Raw genomic sequence first — 18,670 nt, 5'->3', positions numbered from 1 at the left:
AAGCGCTTGCTGTCACGCTCGTCAGTGGGGCGTACGCGGCGCGGAACCCGCGTACGAAGGGGAAGACGTGACACGCAAGACGGTGCGTATCGCCATGAACGGTGTGACGGGGCGCATGGGCTACCGCCAGCACCTCGTCCGCTCGATTCTCGCCCTGCGCGACCAGGGCGGTCTGGATCTGGGCGACGGTACGACGCTGTGGCCCGAGCCGGTCCTCGTCGGCCGCCGCGAGCACGCCCTGAGGACGCTCGCCGAGCGGCACGGGCTGGAGCACTGGTCGACGGACCTGGACGCGGTCCTCGCCGACCCGGATGTCGACCTCTACTTCGACGCGCAGGTCACCTCCGCCCGCGAGGAGGCCATCCGGAAGGCCGTCGCGGCCGGGAAGCACGTCTACACCGAGAAGCCGACCGCCACCGGTCTCGACGGCGCCCTGGAACTGGCCCGGCTCGCCCAGGCGAAGGGCGTCAGGCACGGGGTCGTGCAGGACAAGCTCTTCCTCCCGGGGCTGCTGAAGCTCAAGCGCCTGATCGAAGGCGGCTTCTTCGGGCGGATCCTGTCCGTGCGGGGCGAGTTCGGCTACTGGGTCTTCGAGGGCGACTGGCAGCCCGCCCAGCGTCCCTCCTGGAACTACCGCGCCGAGGACGGCGGCGGCATCGTCGTCGACATGTTCCCGCACTGGGAGTACGTCCTGCACGAGCTCTTCGGCCGGGTCACCTCCGTCCAGGCACTCACCACCACCCACGTCCCGCAGCGGTGGGACGAGCAGGGCAAGCCGTACGACGTCACGGCCGACGACGCCGCGTACGGCGTCTTCGAGCTGGAGGGCGGTGCCGTCGCCCAGATCAACTCCTCCTGGGCCGTGCGTGTCCACCGTGACGAACTGGTCGAGTTCCAGGTCGACGGGACGGAGGGCTCGGCTGTCGCCGGGCTGCGCGCCTGCCGTGTCCAGCACCGGTCCGCCACCCCCAAGCCGGTCTGGAACCCCGACATCCCGGCCGCCAGCTCCTTCCGCGACCAATGGCAGGAGGTCCCCGACAACGCCGAGTTCGACAACGGATTCAAAGCGCAGTGGGAGCTGTTCCTGCGGCACGTCTACGCCGACGCGCCCTACCACTGGGACCTCCTGGCCGGCGCCCGCGGCGTCCAGCTCGCCGAACTGGGCCTGAAGTCCTCGGCCGAGGGCCGCCGTCTCGACGTACCGGAGATCTCGCTGTGACCGTGCGACTGCCGGACCCGGCGGGCGGGGTGAGGCGGTACGAGCCGCGCGCCGTGCCCCTCGCCCTCACCACCGGGGCGCCCTTCACCTCCCGTACGGTCTTCTCGGCGGCGCACGTCGTCGCCGACCCGTACGCCGACGTGTCCCCCGACTCGCCCGCCGCCGTCGACTGGGACGCCACCCTCGCCTTCCGCCGCCACCTGTGGTCCCACGGCCTCGGTGTCGCCGAGGCGATGGACACCGCGCAGCGTGGGATGGGCCTGGACTGGGCGGGCGCCGCCGAACTCGTCCGCCGGTCGGCCGCGGAGGCGAAGGCGGCCGGCGGCCGGATCGCGTGCGGGGTGGGGACCGACCAGATCACCGCCGGCTCCCTCGCGGAGGTCCGCGCCGCGTACGAGGAGCAGCTCGCGCTCGTCGAGGAGACCGGCGCGCAGGCCGTCCTGATGGCTTCGCGCGCCCTGACCGCCGCCGCGCGGGGCCCCGAGGACTACCTCGACGTCTACGGGCATCTCCTGCGCCAGGCATCCCGGCCGGTGATCCTGCACTGGCTGGGCCCGATGTTCGACCCGGCGCTCGAGGGCTACTGGGGTTCCAGCGACCTGGACGCGGCGACGGACGTCCTCCTGGAGGTGATCGAATCCCGTCCCGACAAGGTCGACGGCGTCAAGGTCTCCCTCCTCGACGCCCGGCGCGAGGTCGGTCTGCGCCGCAGGCTCCCGCACGGTGTCCGCTGCTACACGGGCGACGACTTCCACTACCCCGAGCTGATCGCGGGCGACGAACGGGGCTTCAGTCATGCCCTGTTGGGCATCTTCGACCCGCTGGGACCGCTGGCGGCCGAGGCGGTGCGGGTACTCGACACGGGGGACGTGAAGGGATTCCACGAGCTGCTCGATCCCACCGTCGAGCTGTCCCGTCACCTCTTCCGGGCGCCGACCCGTTTCTACAAGACCGGAGTTGTCCTCCTGGCGTGGCTCGCCGGGCACCAGACGCACTTCACGATGGTGGGCGGCCTGCAGTCGGCCCGTTCCCTCCCCCACCTCGGGCGGGCGTACGAACTCGCGGACGGACTGGGGCTGTTCCCGGACCCGGCCCTGGCGGAGACCCGGATGAAGAACCTCCTCGCGGTGCACGGAGTGGATCAGTGAACCCGGTGAGCCCGACGGGCCCGGTGAGTCCGACGGGCCCGGTGAGCAACGTCCTCGAGCGGTTCAGCGTCAACCAGATGACCGTCAGGCAACTGGCGATGCCCGAACTGGTCGCCGCCTGCGTCGAGTCGGGCGTCCCCGGCGTGGGCCTCTGGCGGGAGCCGGTCCGGTCCTACGGCGTCGAGGCCACCGCCAGGCTCGTGCGTGACGCGGGGCTGTCGGTGACGACGTTGTGCCGAGGGGGTTTCCTCACGGCGATCGGGCCCGCCGAACGCGCCCGCGCCCTGGACGACAACCGCGCGGCGGTCGACGAGGCCGCGACGCTCGGCACCGACACACTGGTCCTGGTCTCCGGCGGCCTGCCGGCCGGGTCGAAGGACCTGCGCGGTGCCCGTGAACGCGTCGCCGACGCGCTGGCGGAACTGGGCCCGTACGCCGCCGGGCGCGGCGTACGGCTGGCAGTCGAACCCCTCCACCCGATGTACGCCGCCGACCGCTGCGTCGTCTCGACCCTCGCCCAGGCCCTGGACCTCGCGGAACGATTCCCCGCCGACCAGGTGGGCGTCACCGTCGACACCTACCACGTCTGGTGGGACGACACCGCGCCCGCCCAGATCGCCCGTGCGGGCGCGTCCGGACGTATCCACAGCTTCCAACTCGCCGACTGGACGACCCCGTTGCCCGAGGGAGTCCTCAACGGCCGCGGCCAGATCGGCGACGGCGCCGTCGACATGCGGGAGTGGCGGGGGTACGTCGAGGCGGCGGGCTACGCCGGTCCCATCGAGGTCGAGCTGTTCAACGACGGGCTGTGGGCCCGTGATGGGCGGGAGGTGCTGGCGGAGACGCTGGCGCGGTTCGTGGAGCATGCCGGGTAGCCGGGTAGCCGGGTAGCCGGGTAGCGCTAGCGGGTGCCGGGTGCCGGGTGGCCGTGGCGGCGCCGTCGTCGGAGCGCGCGGGGAGGCTACTTCCGCGTTCCGCGGGCGGCCCGCTTGGTCAGGACCGACAACAACACCGGGATCACCAGTTCGATCACCCGCGCCACCGTCGCCGGAGGCAGTCCCGTCTTCCTGGCGACCGCGTTCGCGACCGGCCTGCTGATACGGGCGAGCAGTCCGCCCATCAGGCCGCCGGTACCCATGCCGCCCAGGCCGCCCAAGGTGGCCACACCGCTCAGCGGGGCCTCCTGCGCCTCCGCGTAGGCCTGCTGAACCTCGCCCGGATCCGTGACCGCGCGGTCCTGGAGGCCGCCCGAGAATTCCGACACCGTCGTGCCGACGACCTCGCGTGCTCCGGCCGCGTCCGTGCCGAGCAGACCCGCGATCTCCTGGAGCCCGGCGTCGTCGAGCGCGTCGAGCACGTCCTTCTGGAGTGGCTCCTCGTTCATGCCGCAAACGCTACGTGCACCCCGGTCGGTCGGCACGCCGAAAAAAATCCCGGAAGTCCGTACAACCCTCCCCGCACCTGGTGGGTCGTACTTGGCATCAGGACTTCTGGAGGGGGATCTGGGGGGATCGCGGGGGTTCTGATGCGGAGGGGAACCCGAGGGGGCCCGGTCGACGGACCGGGCCCCCTCGAAACGTTCCGGAAGCGCCCGGACACCGGTGTCTAGAAGAACACCCCGCACCGCAGGAGCACGTTCGCGTACGGCCGTGCCTCCCCCGTGCGGACGATCAGCCGCGCGCCCGCCGACAGCGACTTCAGCTCCTCGTGCGGGACCAGTTCCAGCGTGGGAAAGCGGGCGGTCAGCAGGGCGGAGGCATCCGGGTTCGCCGCGTGGACCTCACGCGCGGCCGTGGCGCCCTCCACCACCAGCTCCGCGAGCAGCCCGTCGAGCACCTCGGCGAACGACGGCACCCCGGCCCGGAAGGCCAGGTCCACGACGCGCGGCCCCTGGGGTATCGGCATCCCCGCGTCGCACACCAGCACCCCGTGCCCATGGCCCAGCTCGGCCAGGGCGCCCGCGAGATGGCGGTTCAGAATTCCGGCTCTCTTCACAACGACTCGACCTCCTCGGCGGTCGGGAAGGACTCCTGGGCACCGGGCCGGGTGACGGCGACGGCGCCCACCCGGGCCGCGTACGCGGCGGCGACGGACAGCGGCTCACCGAGCCCCAGCCGCCAGGCCAGCGCCGCGGTGAACGAGTCCCCCGCGCCCGTCGTGTCCACGGTCTCCACCCGCACGGACGGCACCCGCGCGGCTCCGTCCGCGTCCGCCACCAGAGCGCCCCGCGCGCCCAGCGTGACGACCACCGAGCGCGGGCCCAGGGCGAGCAGGGCCGTCGCCCAGTCCTCGGGCTCAGGGCCCGCGCCGTCGCCCAGCACCACCCGGGCCTCGTGCTCGTTCACGATCAGCGGGTCGCAGGCCGCCAGCACCTCGGCGGGCAGCGGCCGGGGCGGCGACGGGTTCAGCACGAAACGGCTGCCGGACGCGAGGGACCGTACGGTCTCCACGACCGTCTCCAGCGGGATCTCCAGCTGTGCCGAGACCACCCGGGAGGCGCGTACGAGATCCGCGGCCGCGCGGACGTCCTCCGGCGTCAGCCGCCCGTTCGCGCCCGGGGAGACCACGATGCTGTTGTCCCCGGACGGGTCCACCGTGATCAGCGCCACGCCGGTGGGCGCCCCGCCGACGAGCACGCCGGCGGTGTCGACGCCGGCCGCCCGCTGCGAGTCGAGCAGCAGCCGGCCGTGCGCGTCGTCGCCGACCCGGGCCAGCAGGGCCGTACGGGCCCCGAGCCGGGCGGCGGCGACCGACTGGTTGGCGCCCTTGCCGCCGGGGTGGACGACGAGGTCGGAGCCGAGCACCGTCTCGCCGGGCGCGGGCCGCCGTTCGACCCCGATCACCAGGTCCGCGTTGGCCGAGCCCACGACCAGCAGGTCGTAGTCGTACATGAACTGTCTCCCTGTGTAGCTGAGGTGAGTCGGGGCGGCCGGCCGGTCGCGTGGACCGCCCGGCCGCCCCGTCGCCGGTCGGCTCAGCCGGTGAACCCGGCCACGTTCTGCGCCGTGACCACCTTCACCGGCACCATCACGGTCTTCTCGACCTTCTTGCCCTCGGCGGACTTCAGCGCGTTCTCCACCGCGATCCGGCCGAGCTCCGTCGGCTGCTGGGCCACGGAGGCGTACAGCGTGCCGTTCTTGACCGCCTTCAGTCCGTCGGGGGTGCCGTCGAAGCCGATGACCGAGACCGACTTGCCGGCCTTGGAACCGAGCGCCTTGATCGCGCCGAGCGCCATCTCGTCGTTCTCAGCGAAGACACCCTGGACGTCGGGGTGCGCCTGGAGCAGGTTCGTCATCACGTCGAGGCCCTTGGTGCGGTCGAAGTCCGCGGGCTGCCGGGCGACGACCTGGATGCCGGGGTAGGCCTTCAGGCCCTCGGCGAAGCCCGCGCCCCGCTCACGGCTCGCGGACGTGCCCGCCAGACCCTGAAGGATGACGATCTTGCCCTTGCCGCCCAGCTTCTCGGCGAGCGCCTTGGCGCCCAGCTTGCCGCCCTCGATGTTGTCGGAGGCGACGAGCGCGGCGGTGTCCGCCTTGTTCACGCCCCGGTCGACACCGATGACGGGGATGTCGGCCTTGTTCGCCGAGCGGACCGCCGGGCCCGCCGCGTCCGAGTCCACCGGGTTGACGATGATCGCGCCGAGGCCCGAACTGGTGAAGTTCTGCAACTGGTTGGCCTGCTGTGAGGCGTCGTTCTGGGCGTCGGTGACCGTCAGGCGCACGCCGAGCTTCTTCGCCTCCTGCTGCGCGCCCGCCTTGATCTGGACGAAGAAGGGGTTGTTCAGCGTGGAGAGGGACAGGCCCACCTTCTTCGACGCCGTCGAGGAGGAGCCGGTGTGCAGGAAGGACATCGCGCCGACGATCGCCGCCGCGACCACGGCCGCGATGAGGTACGTCGCCGCCTGCTTGCCCCGGTTGCCCGGGGTACCGGCCCCGGCGGCCACCGGGGTCGCGCCGGCCTTGCGCCGCACCGTGTCGAGCAGCACCGCCAGCGCGATCACGACACCGATGACGACCTGCTGCCAGAAGGCGGAGACGGACAGCAGGTTGAGGCCGTTGCGCAGCACCGCGAGGATCAGCGCGCCGATCAGCGTGCCGGACGCCTTGCCGGTGCCGCCCGCGAGCGAGGCACCGCCGATGACGACCGCGGCGATCGCGTCCAGTTCGTAGCCCTGCGCGGCCTGCGGCTGCGCGGAGGAGAGCCGGGAGGCGAGCACGATGCCCGCGGCGGCCGCGAACAGACCCGACAGGGCGTAGATCGCGAGCTTCTGCTTCTTCACGCGGAGGCCGGAGAGGCGGGCCGCCTCCTCGTTGCCGCCGATGGCGTACATGGAGCGGCCGATGTACGTACGGCCGAGGATCACGGCCGTGATCAGGCCCATGACGACCATGACGAGGACGGGGACGGGCAGCCAGCCGCCGAGGGTGTCACCGAGGTGCGAGACCGAGGAGGGGAAGGCGATCGGGCTGCCCTGCGAGATCACCAGGGACAGACCGCGGCCCACCGAGAGCATGGCGAGCGTCGCGATGAACGGAGGCAGTTTCCCGTACGCGATCATCACGCCGTTGACCAGGCCGACGGCGATGCCGGCGGCGATCGAGACGATCACCGCGATCCAGACCGGGACGCCCTGTGTGGTCGCCATCCAGGCGAGGACGGTGGCGGAGAGCGCGGCGACCGAACCGACCGACAGGTCGATGCCCGCCGCGACGATGACGAAGGTCGAGCCGAAGGCGAGGATGGCGGTCACGGCCGCCTGGACGCCGATGTTGAGCAGGTTGTCCGTCGTCAGGAAGTCGCCGGACAGAGCCGCCATCGCGATGACGAGGGCGATGAGCGCGGTGAGCGCTCCGTTGTCGAGCAGGAGGCGGCGGACCGCCGAGGCGCCACTCGCGCCCGATGTGCTCTTGAGCGTGTCAGTGGCCACGGGAGCCCTCCACAGCGGTTTCGGATTTGGTGGTCGGTGTGCTGACGGCGAGTGCCATCACGGAGTCCTGCGTGGCTTCGGAGGCGGACAGTTCGCCCGCGATCCGGCCCTGGGCCATCACCAGCACCCGATCGCTCATGCCGAGCACCTCGGGCAGATCGCTGGAGATCATCAGGACGGCCGCGCCCGCGGCCGTCAGTTCGTTGACGAGCTGGTAGATCTCGACCTTGGCGCCGACGTCGATGCCACGGGTCGGCTCGTCGAGGATCAGCACCTTGGTGTCGGCCAGCAGCCACTTGCCGATGACGACCTTCTGCTGGTTGCCGCCGGACAGGGTGCGTACGTGCTGGCCGAGACCGGCCATCCGGACGCCGAGCTGCTCGGCGATCCGCGCGGCGGCCACCCGCTGACCCCTCAGGTCGACGAGCCCGCCGTGGGTGGCGCCCCGCATGGTGACCAGGCCGAGGTTCTCCTCGACGGAGGCGTCGAGGAGCAGTCCCTGACCCTTGCGGTCCTCGGGGACGAGGCCGATGCCGGCCCGCATCGCCGCGGTCACGTCGTGCCCGCGCAGCTCGGCGCCGGCGACCTTCACGGCGCCCCTGTCGTACGGGTCGGCGCCGAAGACCGCGCGGACGACCTCCGTACGTCCGGCACCCACGAGCCCCGCGATGCCGACGACCTCACCGGCCCGCACCTCGAAGCTCACGTCGTGGAAGACACCGTCGCGGGTCAGCCCCTCGACGGTCAGCAACGCGGTCCCGGTACCGGCTCCGTCACCCGCGCCGGCCTCGGGACGCTCACGCGGATACTGCTGCTCGATCGACCGGCCCACCATGAGGCGGACCAGTTCGTCCTCGGGCGTGGTCGCGGGCACCTGGCCGACGCTCTTGCCGTCGCGGATGACCGTGACCCGGTCCCCCAGGACCGCGATCTCCTCCAGGTGGTGCGTGATGAAGACGATGCCGACCCCGTCCTCGCGCAGCTGACGCACGATCGCGAAGAGTTTCTCGACCTCTTCGGAGGTGAGCACCGCGGTCGGCTCGTCCATGATCAGGACGCGCGCGTCCAGGCTCAGCGCCTTCGCGATCTCGACCATCTGGAGGCGTGCGATGCCGAGTTCACGCACCCGTGCGCGGGGCGACACGTTCACGCCGACCCGTTCGAGCAGCGCGGCGGCCTCGGCCTCCATCGTGCGGCGGTCGATCAGCCCGTAGCGGCGCGGCTGCCGTCCCAGGAAGATGTTCTCGGCGACCGTCAGATCGGGAACGAGGTTGAACTCCTGGTAGATGGTGGCGATCCCGAGGCGCTCGGAGTCCTGCGCACCGTGGATGCGCACCTCCGCGCCGTCCACGAGAACGCGCCCGGAGTCGGGCTGGTAGGCGCCGGAGAGCATCTTGATCAGCGTGCTCTTGCCGGCGCCGTTCTCGCCGAGCAGCACGTGCACCTCGCCGCGGCGCAGATCGAAGTCGACGCTGTCCAGCGCGACCACGCCGGGGAAGGTCTTGCGAATGCCCTCGATGCGCAGCAACTCGTCCTCGTTGCTCACGACTGGCTCCTTTGTACGGGGGACTGCTGTGCGGGGGTCGTCTCTAGGGGGTTCCGGGGTTCGGGGGGCGGTTGTGCGGGGGCCGTCCGTACCGGGGGCGGTTCGCCGCACGAGCGGCGGACGACGAGACGGGCGGGGAGGGTGACGGACTGCGGGGGGCGTCCCTCGATCCGGTCGACGAGCGCGCGTACGGCGGCCCGTCCCAGCTCGCCGGTCGGCTGGGCGATCGCGGTGATCGGGGGATCGGTGTGCACGAACCACGGGATGTCGTCGAACGCGGCGAGCGCGATGTCCTCGGGCACCCGCAGCCCACGTGCCCGGACGGCGTCCAGCGCGCCGAGCGCCATCAGGTTGTCGGCGGCGAAGACGACCTCGGGCGGTTCGGCCAGGTCCAGGAACCGTTCGGTGGCGCGGCGCCCGCTCTCGGCCTGGAAGTCGCCCTGTCCGATGTAGGTGTCCGGCAGGGCGATGCCGTGGGCGGCGAGCGCTTCCCGGAACGCCTCGACCCGCTCGCTGCCGGTGGTGGTCGCCGCCGGGCCCGTGATGATGGCGAGCCGGCGGTGTCCGAGACCGTGCAGGTGGGCGACGAGGTCACGTACGGCCGTGCGTCCGTCCGCCCGTACGACGGGGACGTCCACGCCGGCGATCCAGCGGTCCACGAAGACCATCGGGGTGCCGGCGCGCGCGGCGTCCAGCATCGCGGGGGAGCCGCCGTCGGTGGGGGAGACCAGCAGACCGTCGATGCGCCGGTCCAGCAGGGTCCGTACGTGGTGGTCCTCGATCTCGGGCCGCTCGTCGGCGTTGCCGATGATCACGCTGTAGCCGAGGGCGCGGGCCTCCTCCTCGACGGAGCGGGCCAGTTCGGTGAAGTACGGGTTGAGCACGTCGCTGATGACCAGGCCGAGGGTGCGCGTCTGGTCGGTGCGCAGCGAACGGGCGACGGCGTTCGGCCGGTAGCCCAGCGTCTGTACGGCCGCCAGCACACGGGTGCGTGCGTCCGGGCTGACCGACGGGTGGTCGTTCAGCACACGGGAGACCGTGGCGACGGACACACCCGCCTCCGCGGCGACATCCTTGATGCTCGCCATGACCGCCCCACCTCCTCGTGGAATCGATTACATGGAGGATTGGAATCGATTACACGGCTTTCGGGCAAGGGTCCAAAGACCTTCTGAGACCGGATCGTGATGAACGTGACCCGGGTCCCATCGGCGTCACGGGAGGGTCGGCGGGAAGGTCGGCGGCACCTGTGGGCAGGGGTTCCGAAGGAGTGCCCCGCTCGCCGGGCCTCTCCGTCGGCGGCGGGGCGGGGATCACGCCGCGGTCAGCTCGCACCACACGTATTTGCCCCGATTGCCGAACCTGGACAAGGGCTGCCAGCCCCACAGGTCCGAGCACGCCTGCACCAGCTCCAGTCCCCGGCCCTCCTCCCGTTCGGCGAACCGGTCCGACGGCCTTGGCGGCTCCGGCGGTTCGGGGTCCGCGTCCCACGCGCCGAGCCGCAGGGTGCCCGGCGGTGCCCAGCGCACCCGCAGGGCGGCCGGTCCCTTCGTGTGCCGTACGGCGTTGGAGACCAGCTCGGTGGCGAGCAGCTCGGCGACGTCGACCAGGCCGATCAGTCCATGGGCGGTGAGGATCAGCCGGAGGGTGCGGCGGCTGACGGTGACCGCGCGGAGGTCGTTGGGGATGGTGAGGGTGTACTCCCATGCTTCGGGCATGCGTCATCAACTCCGGTGCCTGTGGGGGAAATGCACGCACGGTGGCATTGCTGCATCCGTCATGGCGGGACGGAGCGGTGCGCTTCCGCTGCGTGTGCGTTGCGTCACCGACGGTAGACCTTAAAGTTTCGGTGAGGCAAGTGGGTCGCGTAATCTGACCCCCGAACGAGGTGCGCGGACGGGCGCGTTGGAACAAGGAGCGGTCGATGAGCACCAGGCGCGAACCGACGGCGCGGCAGTTGCGGCTGGCAACGGAGCTGCGCAGGCTCCGCGACGCGGCCGGCCTCACCGCCCGCGAGGCGGCCAAACTGCTCGGCGTGAGCAACGTCCAGATCAGCCAGATCGAGGCGGGTCTGTCAGGTGTGAGTGAGCAGCGTCTGCGCCGTCTTGCGTCTCATTACGCATGCACGGACGAGGAGTTCATCGACGCGTTGGTAGCCATGGCGACCGACCGGACTCGGGGTTGGTGGGAGGAGTACCGCGGTCTGCTGCCCACATCGTTCCTGGATCTCGCCGAGTTGGAGCACAGTGCCGCGTTCTTGCGCGACGTAGCCATCCTGTTCGTACCGGGGCGATTTCAGACAGCCGACTACGCGCGAGCTGTCTTCTCGTCCAGGCTGCCCGGACTCACCGACGACGAGATCGAAGTGCGTGTCCGTCACCGAATGCAGCGGCAGGAGCGCACAGTCCCGCACGAGGTCGTCATCCATGAAGCTGCCCTTCGCATCAGGGTCAGCAACCGCGCCACGTCCAAGGCCCAGCTCGCTCGGCTGCTTGAGTTCTCCGAGGCGGACCACATCGTCTTGCGTGTCGTCCCCTTCGAACTGGACGACTTCGCCGGGGCCTCAAGCACGATGACGTATGCGGGTGACCCCCTGCCCAAGCTGGACACGGTGGTGCGTGACGCCCCTCATGGGTCGGTGTTCATTGATTCCGAGGCTCAGCTCAACACCTACCGAACAAGCTTCCGTAGAGTGGAGGCGGCGTCCTTCGACGCCGACAGGTCGCGTGAGTTCATCTGCAAACTGGCACAAGAGCTGTGAGGCGTACCGTGGACAACTGGCGGAAGTCGTCCTACTCCGGCGAGGGCGACGGCAACAGCTGCGTGGAGATCGCGAACACCGACACCGACGTAGCCGTGCGCGACTCGAAGGTCCCCGCCCGAGCCACCCTCACCTTCCCCACCCCCACCTTCACCGCCTTCCTCGAATCCCTGAAGCAGGCGCCCGGGGGGCCGGGACGGCGGCGGTGAGCGGCCGGGGGCGCGCCTTCCGTCCGCGCCCCGGGCAGGGTCCCCCCCTGTCGGTGCTCACCGGTACCGTCGGATCATGGCGCACCAGGCGGGGACTCCCACAGGCGAACGGCAGCTGGCCGTCCTCGAAGGCGTGCTGGAGCGGATCACCTACGCGAACGAGGAGAGCGGCTACACGGTCGCGCGGGTGGACACCGGCCGTGGCGCGGGGGACCTGCTGACCGTCGTCGGCGCGCTCCTCGGCGCACAGGTCGGCGAGTCGCTCCGGATGGAGGGCCGCTGGGGCTCCCACCAGCAGTACGGCAAGCAGTTCACGGTGGAGAACTACACGACGGTCCTCCCGGCCACCGTCCAGGGCATCCGCCGCTACCTCGGTTCCGGTCTGGTCAAGGGCATCGGCCCGGTCTTCGCCGATCGCATCACCCGGCACTTCGGGCTGGACACGCTCCGGATCATCGAGGAGGACCCGAAGCGGCTCATCGAGGTCCCCGGCCTCGGCCCGAAGCGGACGAAGAAGATCGCCGACGCCTGGGAGGAGCAGAAGGCGATCAAGGAGGTCATGCTCTTCCTCCAGAGCGTCGAGGTGTCCACGTCGATCGCGGTGCGCATCTACAAGAAGTACGGCGACGCGTCGATCTCCGTCGTGAAGAACCAGCCCTACCGGCTCGCAGCCGACGTCTGGGGCATCGGCTTCCTCACCGCCGACCGGATCGCCCAGTCCGTCGGCATCCCGCACGACAGCCCGGAGCGGGTCAAGGCGGGCCTCCAGTACGCCCTTTCGCAGTCCACCGACCAGGGGCACTGCTATCTCCCGGAGGAGCGGCTGATCGCGGACGCGGTGAAGCTCCTCCAGGTGGACACGGGCCTGGTCATCGAGTGCCTGGCCGAACTCGCCGCTCCCCCGGAGGGCGAGGAGGAGCCCGGTGTCGTACGGGAGAAGGTGCCCGGTCCCGACGGCGGTGAGCCGGTGACGGCGGTCTATCTGGTGCCCTTCCACCGCGCCGAACTATCCCTATCCGCACAGCTGTTGCGCCTGCTGCGCACGGACGAGGACCGGATGCCCGGCTTCCGGGACGTGGCCTGGGACAAGGCGCTGACCTGGCTCAAGGGGCGTACGGGCGCGGAGTTGGCGCCCGAGCAGGAGGAGGCCGTGCGGCTGGCGCTGACCAGGAAGGTCGCCGTGCTCACCGGAGGCCCCGGCTGCGGCAAGTCGTTCACGGTCCGCTCGATCGTGGAACTGGCGCGCGCCAGGCGGGCGAAGGTCGTCCTCGCCGCGCCCACGGGCCGCGCGGCCAAGCGGCTCGCCGAGCTGACGGGCGCCGAGGCCTCGACGGTGCACCGGCTGCTGGAGCTGAGGCCGGGCGGGGACGCGGCGTACGACAAGGACCGGCCGCTGGACGCCGACCTGGTGGTGGTGGACGAGGCGTCCATGCTCGACCTGCTGCTCGCCAACAAGCTGGCCAAGGCGGTGCCGCCGGGCGCCCACCTCCTGTTCGTGGGAGACGTCGACCAACTCCCCAGCGTGGGCGCGGGTGAGGTCCTGCGGGACCTGCTCGCCGAGGGCGGCCCCGTCCCGTCGGTCCGGCTGACCCGGATCTTCCGCCAGGCCCAGCAGTCCGGGGTGGTGACGAACGCGCACCGGATCAACTCCGGGCAGCACCCGGTCACCGACGGTCTGAAGGACTTCTTCCTCTTCGTCGAGGACGACACCGAGGAGACCGGGCGGCTGACGGTGGACGTGGTGGCACGGCGGATTCCGGCCAAGTTCGGGCTCGACCCGCGCCGTGACGTGCAGGTGCTGGCGCCGATGCACCGGGGGCCGGCGGGCGCGGGCACCCTGAACGGCCTGCTCCAGCAGGCGATCACGCCCGCGCGTCCCGAGCTCGCCGAGAAGCGCTTCGGCGGCCGGGTCTTCCGCGTCGGCGACAAGGTCACCCAGATCCGCAACAACTACGAGAAGGGCGAGAACGGTGTCTTCAACGGCACCGTGGGCGTCGTGACCTCGCTCGATCCGGTCGAACAGCGTCTGACGGTGCTGACGGACGAGGACGAGGAGGTGCCGTACGACTTCGACGAACTGGACGAGCTGGCCCACGCGTACGCGGTGACGATCCACCGTTCCCAGGGCAGCGAGTACCCGGCGGTGGTGATCCCGGTCACCACGGGGGCCTGGATGATGCTCCAGCGCAACCTCCTCTACACGGCGGTCACCCGGGCCAAGAAGCTGGTCGTCCTCGTCGGCTCCCGCAAGGCGATCGGCCAGGCCGTCCGCACGGTGTCGGCCGGCCGGCGCTGTACGGCCCTGGCCTTCCGTCTCGGGGGCCGCCCCCTGTCCCACGTGCCCGCTCCGGAGCCGGCCCACCGGCCCTGACCGGCTCCGGCGCACGGTCGGCCTCACCCCTTCGGTCAGGTGCCCCCAAAAAATGATCGATCAAAGGAGTCGTAAAGGTCACACACCACTTCCGGAACCAGGGCGAAGGGGGGCAGGATGAGCAGGTTGGCGGCACTGAGTGCCGCCAATAGGCCCAATGGTCGACCCCGAGTGCACTCTCCAGGGCCAAATGGGGGATGGTAGAGACAGTCAGGGCACCTCGAAGAAGAGGCACAACGTCGGTGAGGGATGACGTGAGCGACAACTCTGTAGTACTGCGGTACGGCGATGGCGAGTACACCTACCCGGTGATCGACAGCAGCGTCGGCGACAAGGGCTTCGACATCGGGAAGCTCCGGGCCCACACCGGGCTGGTGACGCTGGACAGCGGGTACGGCAACACCGCCGCCTACAAATCCGCGATCACCTATCTCGACGGTGAGCAGGGCATCCTCCGGTACCGCGGCTACCCGATCGAGCAGCTGGCCGAGCGCTCCACCTTCCTGGAGGTGGCCTCGCTGCTGATCAACGGCGAACTGCCGAACGTGGACGAGCTCTCCACCTTCAAGAACGAGATCACGCAGCACACCCTGCTGCACGAGGACGTCAAGCGCTTCTTCCAGGGCTTCCCGCGCGACGCGCACCCGATGGCGATGCTGTCGTCGGTGGTCAGCGCCCTGTCGACGTTCTACCAGGACAGCCACAACCCGTTCGACGAGAAGCAGCGGCACCTCTCGACGATCCGCCTGCTCGCCAAGCTTCCGACGATCGCGGCGTACGCCTACAAGAAGTCGATCGGCCATCCCTTCGTCTACCCGCGCAACGACCTCGGGTACGTCGAGAACTTCCTGCGCATGACCTTCTCGGTCCCCGCCCAGGAGTACGAGCTCGACCCGGTCGTCGTCTCCGCGCTCGACAAGCTGCTCATCCTGCACGCGGACCACGAGCAGAACTGTTCGACCTCCACCGTGCGTCTGGTGGGCTCCTCGCAGGCGAACATGTTCGCCTCGATCTCCGCCGGCATCTCCGCCCTCTGGGGACCGCTGCACGGCGGCGCCAACCAGTCCGTGCTGGAGATGCTCGAGGGCATCCAGGCCTCCGGCGGCGACGTCGACTCGTTCATCCGCAAGGTGAAGAACAAGGAGGACGGCGTCCGCCTGATGGGCTTCGGGCACCGCGTCTACAAGAACTTCGACCCCCGGGCGAAGATCATCAAGGCGGCGGCGCACGATGTCCTCTCGGCGCTCGGCAAGTCCGACGAGCTGCTGGACATCGCGCTCAAGCTCGAGGAGCACGCGCTCTCCGACGACTACTTCGTCTCGCGCAGCCTCTACCCGAACGTGGACTTCTACACGGGCCTGATCTACCGCGCCATGGGCTTCCCGACCGAGATGTTCACGGTCCTGTTCGCCCTCGGCCGCCTCCCGGGCTGGATCGCCCAGTGGCACGAGATGATCAAGGAGCCCGGCTCCCGCATCGGCCGTCCGCGCCAGATCTACACGGGTGTCGTCGAGCGCGACTTCGTGCCGGTCGAGGCCCGCTGATCCTCCTCGTACGGGCATAGCCCTACGAAGGGTCCGAAGCCGAAAGAACCCGGCAAAACGGAAAGCGCCCTGCTACCGGTCCCCCCACGGGCCGGCAGTCAGGGCGCTTTCCTTGTCCCGGTGCGGATTCCCCCCACGGGATCCGGCCGGGCGTCTGTGGACAGCGCCTGAATCGCTGCGAGCAAAACGAGCAGAACTCTTCGTGCTACCGCGTGCTCCCGCACGCGCTCCGGTGCGATCTGCCGGGACCCGTACCGACGGGAGGGCCGCTCAAAGCTCCCCGCTGTACGTGCCCCGGCAACGCAGTTCCGGGAACGTCCCCCAAGACATCCCCAGATGTCAGAAACGCCCCCCAAGACGTCTCTGGCATCGCCAACTTAGACTCACGAACCCCTTCGCTGGTTACGTTCACATCACTGTGATCTGTGTCTCTTGCGTATGTCCTGAAGATACGCAAGAGCCCCGATACGGGAATCGGGGGCCAAGCGTAAGGAAGATGCGCGAGCCGTGTGAAGAGCTTATGTGAGGCTCCCGTTGGACTCTAGGGGGACTCTTGCTCCGTCGTCATGAGAATGTCCTGAGTCGAAGGCTGTTCGTCACCACGAACACGGACGAGAAGGCCATCGCGGCCCCCGCGATCATGGGATTGAGGAGTCCGGCCGCGGCGAGCGGCAGCGCCGCCACGTTGTAGGCGAAGGCCCACACCAGGTTTCCCCGGATCGTGGACAGCGTTCTGCGGGACAGCCGGATCGCGTCCGCCGCCACCCGGAGATCCCCGCGGACCAGCGTCAGGTCGCTCGCCTCGATCGCCGCGTCCGTGCCCGTGCCCATCGCGAGGCCGAGGTCGGCGGTGGCGAGCGCCGCGGCGTCGTTCACCCCGTCGCCGACCATCGCCACGGTCCGCCCCTCGCCCTGCAGCCGCCGGACGACGTCGACCTTGTCCTGCGGCAGTACCTCGGCGACCACGTCACCGGGATCGATGCCCACGGCACGCGCCACCGACTCCGCGACCGCCCGGTTGTCACCGGTCAGCAGTACGGGGGTGAGCCCCAGGGCGCGCAGCTCGCGCACGGCCTGCGCGCTGGTCTCCTTCACCGTGTCGGCGACGGTCAGGACGCCGAGCGCCACCCCGTCCCGGGTGACCACGACGGCTGTCCGTCCGTCCGCCTCGGCCGCGGCCTTCGCCCGCGCCAGCTCTCGCGGAAGCGCTCCCTGATCGAGCCGCCCCACCCGGACGTCGTGACCCTCCACGCGCCCGCGCACGCCCAGCCCGGGGGCGCTCTCGAAGTCCCGCACCGCGGGAAGGGCCCCAGCCCGCTCCTGGGCGCCCGCGGCGATCGCACGGGCCACCGGATGCTCGGAGGCGTGTTCCAGGGCGCCTGCGAGCCGCAGGAGCTCCTTCTCGTCGCCGCCCGCGGTGACGTACACCTCGCGCAGCGTCATCCGTCCGGTCGTGACCGTGCCGGTCTTGTCCAGGACGACGGTGTCCACACGGCGGGTGGACTCCAGGACCTCGGGGCCCCGGATGAGGATGCCGAGCTGGGCGCCGCGGCCGGTGCCGACCATCAGGGCGGTCGGGGTGGCCAGGCCGAGCGCGCACGGGCAGGCGATGATCAGCACCGCGACGGCCGCGGTGAAGGCGGCGGCCGTGTCGCCGGTGGCGCCGAGCCAGACCGCGAAGGTGCCGAGCGCGATCAGCAGCACCACCGGTACGAAGATGCCCGAGATCCGGTCGGCGAGCCGCTGCACCTCGGCCTTGCCGTTCTGCGCGTCCTCGACGAGCCGGGCCATCCTGGCGAGCTGGGTGTCGGCTCCGACCCGGGTCGCCTCGACGACGAGGCGGCCCCCGGCGTTCACCGTCGCGCCCGTCACCACCGAGCCCACCGTGACGTCGACCGGCACCGACTCGCCCGTCAGCATGGAGGCGTCCACCGCGGAGGCGCCCTCGACGACGGTGCCGTCCGTGGCGATCTTCTCGCCGGGCCTCACGACGAAACGGTCGCCGGCCGTGAGCCGCTCGACGGGGACGCGCACCTCGCGGCCGTCCCGCAGCACCGCCACGTCCCTGGCGCCCAGTTCCATCAGCGCCCGCAGCGCCGCTCCCGCCCGCCGCTTGGAGCGGGCCTCCAGATAGCGTCCGAGCAGGATGAACGCGACGACCCCCGCGGCGACCTCGAGATAGATCGTCGACGATCCGTCCGTGCGGGAGACGGTGAACTCGAAGCCGTGCCGCATACCGGGCATCCCCGCGTGTCCCCAGAACAAGGCCCACAGGGACCAGCCGAACGCGGCGAGCGTGCCGACCGAGACGAGCGTGTCCATGGTGGCGGCACCGTGCCGGGCGTTGGTGAACGCGGCCCGGTGGAACGGCAGCGCGCCCCAGACGACGACGGGCGCGGCGAGCGTCAGCGAGAGCCACTGCCAGTTGTCGAACTGCAGCGCGGGGACCATCGACATCAGGACGACGGGGAGGGCGAGCAGGGCGGAGACGACGAGCCGCTCGCGCAGGGAGGCGAGTTCGGGGTCCTCGGTGGCGGCGGCGGCCGGTTCCGGCGTGCCTGTCGGTGGCGGTGGGGGTTCCTCGGCCGTGTATCCCGTCTTCACGACGGTGGCGATCAGGTTGGCGACCGGTACCCCCACCGGGTACGAGACCTTCGCCTTCTCCGTCGCGTAGTTGACCGTGGCGGTGACGCCGTCCATGCGGTTGAGCTTCTTCTCCACGCGGGCCGCGCAGGAGGCGCAGGTCATTCCGCCGATCGTGAGTTCGACTTCGGCGGTGACGGGGGTGACGGCGGTCGGGGAGACGGCGGTCGGAGGCGTCTTCGCTATGGGTGACTCGGGTGCTGCGGTGGTCATGGTCCGGCTCCAGGGAATGAGCCGGGCCGTACGGAGCCAGTATCAGCTGGTCGGTACGGCCCGGTGTGGAGAGCTAGGTGGAACTGGGT

Annotated in this window: 15 protein-coding genes; 7 read left to right on the top strand and 8 right to left on the bottom strand. The window is 70.6% G+C overall.

From position 1 onward, the window contains the following. Positions 1 to 67: 67 nt before the first annotated feature. From ACFVTC_RS09430 to ACFVTC_RS09420, 3 genes are all read left to right on the top strand, one after another. Complete coding sequence (locus ACFVTC_RS09430; protein ID WP_390125731.1) at positions 68 to 1,219, top strand: Gfo/Idh/MocA family protein; 1,152 nt, start codon at positions 68 to 70, stop codon at positions 1,217 to 1,219. Beyond that, the gene (locus tag ACFVTC_RS09425; RefSeq protein WP_390125729.1) at positions 1,216 to 2,367 is read left to right on the top strand and encodes a dihydrodipicolinate synthase family protein; all 1,152 of its coding nucleotides are present in this window, start codon (positions 1,216 to 1,218) and stop codon (positions 2,365 to 2,367) included. Before ACFVTC_RS09430 ends, ACFVTC_RS09425 begins: the two co-directional genes overlap by 4 nt. 77 nt (positions 2,368 to 2,444) lie before the next feature. After that, the gene (locus ACFVTC_RS09420; protein ID WP_390126201.1) at positions 2,445 to 3,242 is read left to right on the top strand and encodes a sugar phosphate isomerase/epimerase family protein; all 798 of its coding nucleotides are present in this window, start codon (positions 2,445 to 2,447) and stop codon (positions 3,240 to 3,242) included. Positions 3,243 to 3,328: 86 nt separating this feature from the next. Here ACFVTC_RS09420 and ACFVTC_RS09415 read toward each other — a convergent pair whose 3' ends face one another. From ACFVTC_RS09415 to ACFVTC_RS09385, 7 genes are all read right to left on the bottom strand, one after another. After that, the gene (locus ACFVTC_RS09415; RefSeq protein WP_390125727.1) at positions 3,329 to 3,751 is read right to left on the bottom strand and encodes a DUF937 domain-containing protein; all 423 of its coding nucleotides are present in this window, start codon (positions 3,749 to 3,751) and stop codon (positions 3,329 to 3,331) included. Positions 3,752 to 3,972: 221 nt separating this feature from the next. Continuing rightward, positions 3,973 to 4,362: a D-ribose pyranase gene (gene rbsD / locus ACFVTC_RS09410; protein WP_390125725.1), complete on the bottom strand. Its 390-nt coding sequence runs from the start codon at positions 4,360 to 4,362 to the stop codon at positions 3,973 to 3,975. Further along, a complete protein-coding gene (locus tag ACFVTC_RS09405; protein WP_390125723.1) occupies positions 4,359 to 5,258 on the bottom strand; it encodes a ribokinase in 900 nt (299 codons plus the stop codon). Before ACFVTC_RS09405 ends, rbsD begins: the two co-directional genes overlap by 4 nt. An 83-nt stretch (positions 5,259 to 5,341) precedes the next feature. Continuing rightward, the gene (locus ACFVTC_RS09400; RefSeq protein WP_390125721.1) at positions 5,342 to 7,294 is read right to left on the bottom strand and encodes a substrate-binding domain-containing protein; all 1,953 of its coding nucleotides are present in this window, start codon (positions 7,292 to 7,294) and stop codon (positions 5,342 to 5,344) included. Continuing rightward, a complete protein-coding gene (locus ACFVTC_RS09395) occupies positions 7,284 to 8,840 on the bottom strand; it encodes a sugar ABC transporter ATP-binding protein (RefSeq protein WP_390125719.1) in 1,557 nt (518 codons plus the stop codon). Before ACFVTC_RS09395 ends, ACFVTC_RS09400 begins: the two co-directional genes overlap by 11 nt. Then, positions 8,837 to 9,928, bottom strand: coding sequence for a LacI family DNA-binding transcriptional regulator (locus ACFVTC_RS09390; protein WP_390125717.1), 1,092 nt, complete (start codon positions 9,926 to 9,928; stop codon positions 8,837 to 8,839). Before ACFVTC_RS09390 ends, ACFVTC_RS09395 begins: the two co-directional genes overlap by 4 nt. 225 nt (positions 9,929 to 10,153) lie before the next feature. Then, entirely contained in the window at positions 10,154 to 10,558 is a 405-nt protein-coding gene (locus ACFVTC_RS09385) for an ATP-binding protein (protein WP_390125714.1), read from the bottom strand. Between the two features lie 206 nt (positions 10,559 to 10,764). Here ACFVTC_RS09385 and ACFVTC_RS09380 point away from each other — a divergent pair, with 206 nt between their 5' ends. The 4 genes from ACFVTC_RS09380 (at position 10,765) to ACFVTC_RS09365 (ending at position 15,725) form a co-directional block, all read left to right on the top strand. Then, positions 10,765 to 11,601 carry a helix-turn-helix transcriptional regulator gene (locus tag ACFVTC_RS09380; protein WP_390125712.1) on the top strand — a complete coding sequence of 279 codons (837 nt, stop codon included), beginning with the start codon at positions 10,765 to 10,767 and terminating at the stop codon, positions 11,599 to 11,601. 8 nt (positions 11,602 to 11,609) lie between these two features. Then, positions 11,610 to 11,810 (top strand): DUF397 domain-containing protein, encoded by a 201-nt coding sequence (locus tag ACFVTC_RS09375; protein WP_390125710.1) that lies wholly within the window; start codon positions 11,610 to 11,612, stop codon positions 11,808 to 11,810. A 76-nt stretch (positions 11,811 to 11,886) separates the two neighbouring features. After that, entirely contained in the window at positions 11,887 to 14,181 is a 2,295-nt protein-coding gene (locus ACFVTC_RS09370) for an ATP-dependent RecD-like DNA helicase (RefSeq protein ID WP_390125707.1), read from the top strand. A 254-nt stretch (positions 14,182 to 14,435) separates the two neighbouring features. Next, positions 14,436 to 15,725 (top strand): citrate synthase, encoded by a 1,290-nt coding sequence (locus tag ACFVTC_RS09365; protein WP_390125704.1) that lies wholly within the window; start codon positions 14,436 to 14,438, stop codon positions 15,723 to 15,725. A gap of 564 nt (positions 15,726 to 16,289) precedes the next feature. Here the strand turns inward: ACFVTC_RS09365 and ACFVTC_RS09360 are convergent. After that, the gene (locus ACFVTC_RS09360; protein ID WP_390125701.1) at positions 16,290 to 18,581 is read right to left on the bottom strand and encodes a heavy metal translocating P-type ATPase; all 2,292 of its coding nucleotides are present in this window, start codon (positions 18,579 to 18,581) and stop codon (positions 16,290 to 16,292) included. Positions 18,582 to 18,670 lie beyond the last annotated feature (89 nt).

The organism is Streptomyces sp. NPDC057950 (genome assembly GCF_042887295.1).
Lineage (GTDB): Bacteria > Actinomycetota > Actinomycetes > Streptomycetales > Streptomycetaceae > Streptomyces > Streptomyces kaempferi.
Note: the sequence above shows the minus strand (reverse complement) of the source record. Positions and strands in the feature narration are given on the sequence as shown.

Bases quoted from the DNA above. Each gene is read 5' to 3' on its own strand.
- ACFVTC_RS09380 (WP_390125712.1), top strand. From the start codon at position 10,765: ATGAGCACCAGGCGCGAACCGACGGCGCGGCAGTTGCGGCTGGCAACG.
- ACFVTC_RS09415 (WP_390125727.1), bottom strand. From the start codon at position 3,751: ATGAACGAGGAGCCACTCCAGAAGGACGTGCTCGACGCGCTCGACGAC.
- ACFVTC_RS09385 (WP_390125714.1), bottom strand. From the start codon at position 10,558: ATGCCCGAAGCATGGGAGTACACCCTCACCATCCCCAACGACCTCCGC.
- ACFVTC_RS09405 (WP_390125723.1), bottom strand. From the start codon at position 5,258: ATGTACGACTACGACCTGCTGGTCGTGGGCTCGGCCAACGCGGACCTG.
- ACFVTC_RS09420 (WP_390126201.1), top strand. From the start codon at position 2,445: ATGACCGTCAGGCAACTGGCGATGCCCGAACTGGTCGCCGCCTGCGTC.
- ACFVTC_RS09370 (WP_390125707.1), top strand. From the start codon at position 11,887: ATGGCGCACCAGGCGGGGACTCCCACAGGCGAACGGCAGCTGGCCGTC.
- ACFVTC_RS09360 (WP_390125701.1), bottom strand. From the start codon at position 18,581: ATGACCACCGCAGCACCCGAGTCACCCATAGCGAAGACGCCTCCGACC.
- ACFVTC_RS09390 (WP_390125717.1), bottom strand. From the start codon at position 9,928: ATGGCGAGCATCAAGGATGTCGCCGCGGAGGCGGGTGTGTCCGTCGCC.